Below are 10714 nucleotides of genomic sequence, written 5' to 3' on the forward strand. Positions count from 1 at the left end.
GTTTTTGTATAGTTAATCTCTTAAACACATTACAAAAAGTTAATTTTAGTATTAAAAATTGCTGATCATTTACTCATTTTTACCGTATAACTGGCTATTATGTTAATTCATCGCTAGCTATGTAATGTTATGTAAAGTAAGTTGAGCAAAATTTGCCAAAGTGCTTGAATTACGTTCATAAATAGCAGTAATTTAGGTTTAATTATGATTTGGCAATGCAAGCCAACCCTACTGGCAATTAGTGTGATGCTGCTGAGCGGCTGTGCGAGTGATTTAAACTCGTCTCAGCGCATGCAAGTCCCTAATAATATGCCTCAGCAATGGCAGCAAGAAGCATCAAGCTCAGTATTAAAAGTACAAGAGCAATGGCTTACACAATTACAAAATCCTACGCTTAATAAATTTGTACAACAAGCACTTAAAAACAACCAACAGCTTTTGCAAACGAGTTATGATGTTGAAATTCAAAAGCAGCAACTTATAGTCTCGGGCGCTGCACTTTGGCCAAGCCTTGATTTATCAACACGTACAAGCCGTAGTAAAGACAACCGCCCTGTAAGTTACGACAACGCAAGCTCAGCTAGTTTAAACTTAACTTACGAGGTTGATTTATGGGGTAAGCTCTCTGACGCCAAGCGCGAAGCTAATCTTAACTATTTAGCCCAGCAGGCACGGTTTGAGCAAGCTAAACAGCAACTTGTTGCTGATGTGGTAACAGGTTGGTTTGATGTGGTTACGGCGCAGCAATTACTGGATTTATTTAAGCGTCGCGAAGCCAACTCACAACAAAATCTCGATATTATTGAAGCTGGCTATCGCCAAGGCATAAACGAAGCGCTCGATGTGTATTTAGCGCGTAATGAGCTTAATAATGAACGCTCTCGCATTGCCACTCAAAAAGCGAGTTTATCAGCGTCAGCACGTGTACTTGAGCGTTTACTTGGTGAATACCCAAAAGGCGCTATTACTGCTAGTAGTGACTTACCTGTTATTAATACCGATATTCCTCTAGGATTACCTTCTGAGCTTATAACGCGAAAACCTACTCTACGTGCAAGTTGGTATGAGCTTTTAGCAGCCGACGCATCATTGGCATATGCGCACAAACAACGCTTTCCAAGTTTAGATTTAACAGCTTCATTAAGTGATAGTACAGACAGAGTAAGCGACTTGTTTTCTCCATCAAGCCTTGCATGGTCTTTGTTAGGTAGTATTTCAGCGCCACTTTTTGAAGGTGGGCGCTTAAAAGCCAACGAAGAAATAGCGCGTCTTAATACTCAAAAGCAAGAGCAGCTTTATTTACAAACACTTTATGACGCATTTGGTGATGTTGAAAATGCAATTTCGCAGCAGCAGTCCCTCAAAGCTCAATATACAAGCACGTTAGAGGCACAAGAAAACGCACTTGCTGCAGAGCAATTGTCGTTTGAGCAGTATCAAAGTGGCCTGGTAACTTACACGACAGTGCTTGATGCCCAAGACCGTTCTTTTGACGCGCAAAGCTCCTTAATCGATATTAAAAACCAATTAATAGCCAATAGAATTAACCTACACATTGCCCTTGGTGGTGATTTTGCAAAGCCCTCAAGTGAACTAAAGAGCAATAACGATGAAAACTAAAACAGCAAAAATTATTATTCCAGCGGTGGTTATTGTTGCCACAATTTTAATTGTTATGTTTATTAAGGGGAATCCACCAGAGGCTAAACGCTTTGGGACACCTCCGAAGGCATCAATAAGTGTGGCTGCGCTTGAGCTAAAACCACAAAATTATCAAGTTATGATAGACAGCTACGGTACGGTAAAACCACGTACACAAAGTTTGTTAGTGGCTCAGGCATCTGGGCAAATAATTGAAGTAAGTGATGACTTTAGAGAAGGCGGTTTTTTTGAAAAAGGCGATGTACTTTTAAAACTAGACGACAGAGATCATCAGGCTGAAGTTAAATCTGCTCAAGCCAATTTATTAACCGCAGAGCAAGGTTTGCTAGAAGAGAAGGCGCGTGGGCAACAAGCCATTACCGATTGGAAGCGCCTTGGCGGCTCAAATCAGGCAAGCAGCTTAGTACTACGTGAGCCACAACTAGCAGCCGCTGAAGCTGAGGTTTTATCGGCTCAGGCAGCACTTGAAAAAGCGATGCTTGATTTAGAGCGCACTAAAGTAACGGCGCCATATGCGGGGCGTATACTTAGCCGCAGTGTTGATTTAGGGCAAGTTGTTACTAACAACACACAGTTAGCAACCATTTACGCAATCGATAGCGTTGAGATTCGCTTACCAATTAAAAATAAAGATCTCCCATTTGTAAATTTACCAGAGCAGTATCGCGATGGTGCTAAAAACCAAGCGGGTTCAATTGTTAAATTTACTTCTGACTTAGTAGGTGAGCAAACGTGGCAAGGGCAATTAGCACGCACAGAAGGTGCTATAGATGAAGGCGCACAGCAGCTTTATGTAGTTGCTAAAATTAATGACCCGTATAAAGCAACAGCAAATAACCAGTACCCAATAAAAATTGGGCAGTATATAAAAGCGCAAATTACCGGCAGAACAGTATCTAACGCACTTATAATTCCTAACAGTACAATTTATCAAGGAACGTACGTTTACATTGTTGAAGGTGGCGTACTTAAGCGCAAAGACATCACACTAGCTTGGCAAAATGCGACTCAGGCGATGATAAAAACCGGTTTAAACGCAAATGATAAGCTTGTTATTACTCCACTTGGCCAAGTAAGTTCAGGAACTCAAGTAAGTATTTTAGGTGAACAAAGCGCAGATCAACCTAAAAGCCGTGGAGTGAATGGGCAAGGTAAGGGAAAGCGCCCGACTCCAGAGCAGCTTGAACAAAAAGCAAAAGAGCTTGGTATTAGTGTTGAAGAGTTAAAAAAACGCCGTCCAGCAAAGCAAGGAGATAAGCCATGATAGCTTGGTTTGCCAAAAACCATGTTGCTGCTAACTTATTGCTAGTAACGTTGCTGCTGTCGGGGCTTTTTAGTTTATCGACTAAAATACCGCTTGAAGTATTCCCTTCATTCGAAACCGACATGATAAGCGTGAACGTAAGTTTGCGCGGCTCAACACCAGAGGATGTAGAGCAAGGCGTAACAATTCGTATAGAAGAAGCCGTACAAGATTTAGAAGGTATTAAGCAAATATTTAGCCGCTCTTCTGAAGGCTCAGGCTCTGTAACAATTGAAGTTGAAACGGGCTACGACCCGCGTGAGCTTTTAGCTGATATTAAAAGTCGTGTAGATGCAATTAACACCTTTCCAGCCGATGCTGAAAAGCCAATAGTCGCGCTTGCGGAGCGAATTCGCGAAGTTATCGCGGTTACCGTATCAAGTGATTACGGCGAAAAAGAAACCCGTGAATACGCAGAAACAGTACGCGATCAAATTCTACGCTTACCAAATGTGACGCAGGTAGAGCTAAGTGGTGTTCGTGATTACGAAATTGCCATTGAAGTAAGCCAAGACGTTCTTCGTCAGTACGATTTAAGCCTTGCACAAATATCGAGTGCCATTGCTAATTCAAGCTCTGATATTTCTGCTGGTAACTTAAAAACTGAAGGTGGGGACGTACTTATAAGCTCTAAAGGGCAAGCATATCGTAAAGATGAATTTGCCAATATTGTTGTTAAAAACCAAGCTGACGGCACGATTATTCGTTTAGGCGATATTGCAATAATTAAAGACGATTTTGAAGAAACCCCAGTACGTACTCGCTTTAATGGTAAGCAGGCTGCATTTATCGACGTATATCGAATTGGTCCGCAAAGTGCAATTACTGTTGCTGACGAAGTTAAAAATTACATAAAAGAGCAACAAAGCTCTCTTCCACAAGGATTTGAACTAAGTTACTGGGATGATGATTCGGAGCTGGTTAAAAGTCGAATTGCCACACTAACGACCAATGCCCTACAAGGCGGTATTTTAGTACTTGCTTTACTTACTTTGTTTTTACGACCTGCAATTGCATTTTGGGTATTTATTGGTATTCCGGTTTCGTTTATGGGCGCGTTTATAGCGATGCCTATATTTGGCGTAACCCTTAATATTATGAGCTTATTTGGCTTTATATTAGTACTTGGGATTGTTGTTGATGACGCCATAGTTACTGGCGAAAATGTCTATACCCATTTAAAAACAGCTAAGTCGGGCGAGCAAGCTGCAATTTTAGGTACTCAAGAAGTCGCAACACCAGTAACATTTGGTGTACTAACTACCGTTGCCGCCTTTTTACCTTTGGCCTTTATTGAAGGGGCGCGCGGTGCTTTGTTTGCACAAATACCGGTAGTGGTTATTCCGGTATTATTGTTTTCATTGATTGAATCTAAATTTGTACTACCCGCACATTTAAAATATATAAAACTACGCCACGAAAAAGGCGAACCTTCAAAGTTTGATGTTATTCAACAGCGTTTTGCAGATGGATTTGAAAACGCGATTTTAAAATATTACCAACCAACTTTAAATTTAGCACTGCGCCATAAATTGGCTTCGGTAAGTTTGTTTGTTGGTGTGTTTATAATAATTTTAACCATGATCACTAGTGGTTGGACTAAGTTTGTATTTTTCCCGCGTATACCAAGCGAAACAGTCCGCGTTAACTTAACACTACCAACAGGTACGCCGTTTGAAGTCACTAATAAATACGTAATTGATATGTCGCAAAAGGCGCAGCAATTACAAGAAAAATACCGCGACCCAGATACAGGTGAAAGCGTTATTTTAAATATATTAGCCACAACAGGCGGGCGTGGTGGTGTATCTAATTCAGGTTCTGTACGCTTTGAAATAACACCGGCTGAAAAGCGTGAATCAGAAATAGGATCAAGAGAGCTTGCCAGCGAATGGCGCGATTTAATTGGTGTCATTCCAGGCGCTGAAAGCTTAACGTTTAGAGCTGAAATTGGCCGAAGTTCTGACCCAATTGATGTTCAGCTTAGCGGGACTTCGTTGACTATTTTACAAGACGTGGCTGATCACATTAAAACCCGTTTATCGACCTACCCAACGGTATTTGATATTGCCGATAGCATGTCTGATGGTAAAGAAGAGTTACAAATAGAGCTTACGCAGCAAGGCTTAGCGCTGGGCTTAAATAGAGTCAATGTTGCAGGTCAAGTGCGTAACTCGTTCTTTGGCTCGCAAGTCCAACGTATTCAGCGCGGCCGTGACGATGTACGTGTAATGGTTCGCTTGCCTATAGACGAGCGCCGCTCAGTTGCCGATTTACAAAATATACTCATCAATACACCTACTGGTGGCTCGGTGCCGTTATCGCATGTTGCAACCCTTACCGCAGGGCAAAGCCCGTCAACTATTAACCGAATAGACCGCTACCGTACTTTAAATGTTACAGCGGATATCGAAAAAAATAACACCAACATGACCATACTTCAGGCTGACCTAACGGAGTATTTAGATGAGTTAATGCAGCAATATCCTGGAGTAGATTACAAACTAGAAGGTGAGGCTAAAGAGCAGCGAGAGTCGTTTGGGTCATTGGCTTGGGCACTTGTGTTTGTATTTTTCATAATTTATGCGCTATTAGCGATACCGCTTAAGTCTTACTTACAGCCAATTATAGTAATGAGTGTAATTCCATTTGGCATGATAGGTGCTGTAGTCGGGCATTGGATTATGGGCATGGATTTAACCATTATGAGCTTGCTTGGTATGCTCGCCCTAACTGGGGTGGTAGTAAATGACTCCCTTGTACTAGTTGATTTTATCAATAAAAAGCGTAGTGAAGGCGGCAAATTACTAGATGCAGTTAAAATTGCCGGTGCATCGCGTTTTCGCCCTGTAATGCTAACAAGTTTAACGACCTTTATTGGCTTAATGCCGTTATTATTTGAAAAAGCGACTCAGGCGCAGTTTTTAATACCTATGGCGGTAAGTCTAGGGTTTGGGATTATTTTTGCGACCTTTATTACTTTATTGTTAGTACCAATAAACTACATGATGATGGAGCGCTTTCAAGGTTGGTTTAAGTAAATAAGCGTAAGCATTTAAAATTTAGCTGTAAGTAAGAAATTGCTTGCAGCTTTTTTTTGCCAAAAATTATAAAAATAATGTACGAAGGTATAGCAAAAAAATGAATAAGTAATAAGAGGGAGTATAAAAAGTAAGAAGGTGTTCCCCAAGATACGGTACCCGGTTTCAGTCCTGAAACCAGAAGGTTTCAGGGCGGAAATCTGCGGTTTACCGTAGGCTTCTCGGTACATGCCGAGCTTGCACAATAGTAGACGAACAGAAATCCTGGTATAAAATTTATCGGCTCAGGGACTTAACCAAGCTCCGGTACCCCAGGGAACAATTTAAGTATATAAGACATAATCCAATCCTTAAACCCTAAACGTAAAAAATTAAACCGTTCGCTTAGTTTTCCCGCATCTTTAACTCGTCATTTACTTTATCGCATGGTTTTTGAGCTTGATCATACAATTAATTGGAGTTGCTTTTTATCGAGTGGTAGCATTGCCTTAACTTGCAAAGCGAAGATTCGATTATGAACGATTTACCCGATTACGAAAAAGCTCAACTGCTTTTAGAAAAAAACGAAATATTTGTATCACCTGCCGAAGCGCATGGTGTAATTAGTGGTTTACTTGCGTGTGGTTTAACCATTGACGACAAAGAATACTTAGGCCTTTTGAGCGATGTGTTTAACGATGGTGAATCATTTAGTAACGATTTAAAGCAGTTTTTTGGCACTATTTATAAGCAAGTAGTTGCGAGCTTTAATGATGACGAATTTCAGTTTGATTTATTTTTACCAAACGATGACGAAACACTCATCGATCAGGCTAATGGCCTCGTATCATGGGTAGCAGGGTTTATGCTTGGTTTTGGCTTAAAGCAAAAAGATTACGGTAAGTTATCAAGCGATGTTAAAGAGGTTATTACTGACTTTAGCGAAATCACTCGCCTAGATACCACTTTTGAAGAAACCGAAGAAGACAGCCAAGCGCTGCACGAAGTGATTGAATATGTGCGCGTATCAGCACTACTTTGTTTTGCAGAGCTTGGTAAAGAGCAAAACACGCAAAGTACTAAAAAAACACTTCATTAGTTTAAAAAGTTAAACGGGTTGGTTAATAATGGTTGAAGTACAAAAGTCAGAATTTAAAGCACGCCGTGAGCGTTTACTTGCGCAAATGGATAAAAATAGCGTTGCTATTATTCCCGCTGCGAGCGAAGTGACGCGTAGCCGCGATACCGAATATGCATTTAGACAAGATAGCGACTTTTTCTATTTAACAGGCTTTAACGAACCCGACGCTGTACTTGTACTATGTAACAACAGCGATGCACCCAGTACTTTATTTTGCCTAGATAAAGACAAGCTTGCAGAAATTTGGCATGGCCGCAGAGTTGGCTTTGATAAAGCTAAAAGTGACTACTTGTTTGATGAAGCTTACCCGTTAAGTGAATTAAACGATAAGCTACTCGATATACTAAATGAAAAAGATGCGATTTATTTTGCACAAGGTGCTTATCCTTCATTTGATACCAAAGTGTTTACGTTACTAGGTACACTTAGAAGTGGTGCGCGAAAAGGCCTCAAAGCACCGAGTACTTTAAAAGAAATACGCGGCCTTATTCATGAAATGCGTTTGTTTAAATCGCCAAGCGAAGTAAATGTTATGCGAGAAGGCTGTGAAATTAGTGCGCGAGGGCATATGCGCGCTATGCGTTTTTCACACCCCGGAGCTACTGAATTTCAGCTAGAGGCTGAGCTGCATCATCATTATGCCATGAATGGTGCGCCGCACCCGGCGTACGGCACAATTGTTGGTAGTGGCGACAACGCCAATATTTTACATTACACGCAAAATAGCGACGTATTAAAAAATGGCGACCTGGTACTTATAGATTCCGGTTGTGAACTACAAGGTTACGCCGCCGATATTACCCGTACTTTTCCAGTAAATGGACAATTTAGCGAAGAGCAAGCCGCGCTTTACAATATTGTACTTAAAGCGCAAGAAGTTGCTTTTGATGAAGTAAAACCAGGTGGTTACATGTCGCATGCTAATAAACTAGCAATGGAAGTAATGACCCAAGGTTTACTTGATTTAGGTATTTTAACCGGCGACTTTGATGAGCTAATGGCAAAAGGGGCATGTAAAGAATATTACATGCACGGGCTTGGGCATTGGCTTGGTTTAGATGTACATGATGTTGGCGATTACAAAGTAAATAACGTTGAGCGTGCATTTGAGCCCGGTATGGTACTCACCATAGAGCCTGGGCTTTATATCAGCGAAGACTCAAGCGCACCGCAAAAATACAAAGGCATTGGTATTCGTATTGAAGATAACTTGCTAGTTACCGAAACAGGCCATGAAAACTTGACCCTAAGCGTGCCTAAAAAAATTAGCGATATAGAAGCACTTATGCAAAGTGCTAAAAACGTATAAAGCTCGGAGAGTAAAGTGGCTAAGCAGTTTGATGTAGTTGTTATTGGCGGTGGTTTAGCGGGAGCAAGCTGCGCGTTAAGTGTGGCTAAAACTAATCCCGCGTTAAATATTGCCGTTGTAGAAGCTAATCAAGTTACCGGCGACTACCACCCAAGCTTTGACGACAGAAGCATTGCACTTGCTCAGCAATCGGTAGAGTATTTACAAAGCCTCAATTTATTTGAACAAAATGCCCCTTACACCGCCGTAATCAAAAAAGTGAGCGTGTCTGATAGAGGCCACTTTGGTAAAGCGCACATTAATTGCGACGAATTTGCTAAACCTTCACTTGGTTACGTAGTAGAAGTTAACCCTTTTGGCCGAGCGCTCCACCTGCGTTTAACGCAATCAAATATTACGCTTTTGTGCCCCGATAGCGTAATTGCCATTGAGCAAACCCTGCACAGCAATACACTTACCCTGCAAAGCGGCGAGCAATTAAGCGCAGCGCTATTGGTTATTGCTGATGGTGCACAATCACCCACACGTAATTTACTTGAGCTTGGCTTTAATACCCAGCCTTATGAACAAGGCGCAATTATTGCCAATGTAGAAGTAGCTGGTGGGCATAATAATCATGCCTTTGAGCGTTTTACACAAAGCGGGCCTATGGCGTTATTACCCATGAGCAATAACCGTTATTCGTTGGTGTGGTGTATGAGCCAAGATCAGGTTGAACAGCACATGGCACTTAATGAACAAGACTTTATAAGTGCCCTACAAAGTGCGTTTGGTTATCGCGGTGGTCAATTTACTAAAGTAGGCATGCGCACGAGTTACCCGCTCGTTTACGGGCAAGTCGAGTCTTTGACTGCGCACCGTACAGTGGTTATTGGTAATGCCGCACATGCTATTCATCCTATTGCAGGGCAAGGTTTTAATTTAGGCCTTCGCGACGTGCAAGTACTAAGTAATTTAATAGCAAACAGCCAACACGGTTTAGGCAGCTATGCGTTTACACGTGAATATTCTAAAAAGCGCAGTGATGATATAAAAACCGTAATGAGCTTAACCGATGCACTTGTTAGGCTTTTTTCAAACTCATCGCGAGTGCTCGCATTGGGGCGCAGTATTGGGTTGTTTTCGATGGATTTATTTCCCGCATTAAAAGCGCCATTAGCCAAACAGTTAATGGGGCAAGTTAAACAAGGTAGGCGTTTATGAAGCAAGCACAGGTTTGTATTGTAGGTGGTGGCTGCGTAGGGCTAACACTAGCACTTGGATTGGCAAAAGCCGATATAAGCGTCGTTGTACTCGACGGCGCACCAACACAAGCGTTGCCAACTGACGAATATGGTTTGCGCGTAAGTGCGCTAAGCATTGCAAGTCAAACCTTGCTTGAGCAATTAAATGTATGGCCAGAAATTATCGCACAGCGAGCGTGCGCTTATACGCATATGGATGTACGCGATGCCGACAGTTTTGGCAAAATAGCGTTTGATAACAAACAACTTGAGCTTGAGCATTTAGGCCATATTGTTGAAAACGACATTATCCGCTACGCGCTCATAAAAGAGTTGGAACAACAAAGTAGTGCCACGTTAATGTTCGATACACAGTATCAGCAAATACATCAAAGCGAATCAGATGTATTTATAACGCTTAAAAGCGGCGAGCCAATTATTGCAAAACTGCTGGTGGCCGCTGATGGGGCAAACTCAGCTATTCGCAAACAATTTAATATGGCGCTTAGCTTTAAAGATTACGATCACCATGCGCTAGTCGCAACCGTAAAAACCAAAGAGCCGCACGCAAATACCGCACGCCAAGTGTTTTTACCAACCGGGCCGCTGGCATTTTTACCTCTGAGCGATGCAAATACCCATTCAATAGTATGGTCTACTAGCCCCAACCACTGCGATGAGCTGCTTGCAATGGACGACAGTGCCTTTAATAAAGCTGTTATGGCTGCAATAGATGGCCAATGCGGGCTATGTGAAGTGCAAAGTGCGCGCGCAGCTTTCCCACTTAAAATGCGCTACGCTCAGCAATGGGTTTCAGGCAAAGTGGTACTCATTGGCGATGCTGCACATACAATCCATCCACTTGCAGGGCTTGGTATGAACTTAGGCCTAAAAGACGCCGCTTATTTAATTGAGCTTTTAACAAGTAATAATAAAGAATTTGCAAGCACGCGCACACTTCGCGATTACGAACGTACCCGTAAGCTCGATGCTACGGTTAAACCTTTTAACCAGCGTCCTACTAACCGTTTTTTTCTGTTTCCTCGCGTTAAATCC

General features: G+C 41.9%; 7 protein-coding genes and 1 other RNA gene. 7 read left to right on the forward strand and 1 reads right to left on the reverse strand.

What is annotated here, in order from left to right; translation table 11 throughout:
• The first annotated feature begins 204 nt into the window (after positions 1-204).
• Genes H5072_RS04155 through H5072_RS04165 form a run of 3 tightly spaced genes read left to right on the forward strand, consistent with a single transcriptional unit; the run spans position 205 to position 6006 of the window.
• Complete coding sequence (locus tag H5072_RS04155) at positions 205-1620, forward strand: TolC family protein (RefSeq protein ID WP_182692798.1); 1416 nt, start codon at positions 205-207, stop codon at positions 1618-1620.
• Complete coding sequence (locus H5072_RS04160) at positions 1610-2926, forward strand: efflux RND transporter periplasmic adaptor subunit (RefSeq protein WP_182692799.1); 1317 nt, start codon at positions 1610-1612, stop codon at positions 2924-2926. Before H5072_RS04155 ends, H5072_RS04160 begins: the two co-directional genes overlap by 11 nt.
• The gene (locus H5072_RS04165) at positions 2923-6006 is read left to right on the forward strand and encodes an efflux RND transporter permease subunit (protein ID WP_182692800.1); all 3084 of its coding nucleotides are present in this window, start codon (positions 2923-2925) and stop codon (positions 6004-6006) included. The genes H5072_RS04160 and H5072_RS04165 overlap by 4 nt, the downstream gene beginning before the upstream one ends.
• A gap of 138 nt (positions 6007-6144) precedes the next feature.
• Here the strand turns inward: H5072_RS04165 and ssrS are convergent.
• A non-coding RNA gene (gene ssrS, locus H5072_RS04170) (6S RNA) lies at positions 6145-6327 on the reverse strand.
• Between the two features lie 193 nt (positions 6328-6520).
• Here ssrS and H5072_RS04175 point away from each other — a divergent pair.
• The 4 genes from H5072_RS04175 to H5072_RS04190 all read left to right on the forward strand — a co-directional run.
• Positions 6521-7084: a UPF0149 family protein gene (locus tag H5072_RS04175; RefSeq protein WP_002962745.1), complete on the forward strand. Its 564-nt coding sequence runs from the start codon at positions 6521-6523 to the stop codon at positions 7082-7084.
• Between the two features lie 28 nt (positions 7085-7112).
• Positions 7113-8435: a Xaa-Pro aminopeptidase gene (gene pepP / locus H5072_RS04180; RefSeq protein ID WP_182692801.1), complete on the forward strand. Its 1323-nt coding sequence runs from the start codon at positions 7113-7115 to the stop codon at positions 8433-8435.
• A gap of 15 nt (positions 8436-8450) precedes the next feature.
• Positions 8451-9638, forward strand: a complete 1188-nt coding sequence (gene ubiH / locus H5072_RS04185) for a 2-octaprenyl-6-methoxyphenyl hydroxylase (RefSeq protein WP_024595532.1) — start codon at positions 8451-8453, stop codon at positions 9636-9638.
• Positions 9635-10714 (forward strand): FAD-dependent monooxygenase (locus H5072_RS04190; RefSeq protein WP_259395889.1); only part of this gene is annotated, 1080 nt, incomplete at its 3' end. The genes ubiH and H5072_RS04190, both read left to right, overlap by 4 nt.

Source organism: Pseudoalteromonas sp. SR45-5 (assembly GCF_014163565.1).
GTDB classification, from domain to species: Bacteria; Pseudomonadota; Gammaproteobacteria; order Enterobacterales; family Alteromonadaceae; genus Pseudoalteromonas; species Pseudoalteromonas distincta.

Coding starts and splice junctions, on each gene's coding strand:
- H5072_RS04165 (WP_182692800.1), top strand. CDS start 2,923: ATGATAGCTTGGTTTGCCAAAAACCATGTTGCTGCTAACTTATTGCTA.
- pepP (WP_182692801.1), top strand. CDS start 7,113: ATGGTTGAAGTACAAAAGTCAGAATTTAAAGCACGCCGTGAGCGTTTA.
- H5072_RS04160 (WP_182692799.1), top strand. CDS start 1,610: ATGAAAACTAAAACAGCAAAAATTATTATTCCAGCGGTGGTTATTGTT.
- H5072_RS04155 (WP_182692798.1), top strand. CDS start 205: ATGATTTGGCAATGCAAGCCAACCCTACTGGCAATTAGTGTGATGCTG.
- H5072_RS04175 (WP_002962745.1), top strand. CDS start 6,521: ATGAACGATTTACCCGATTACGAAAAAGCTCAACTGCTTTTAGAAAAA.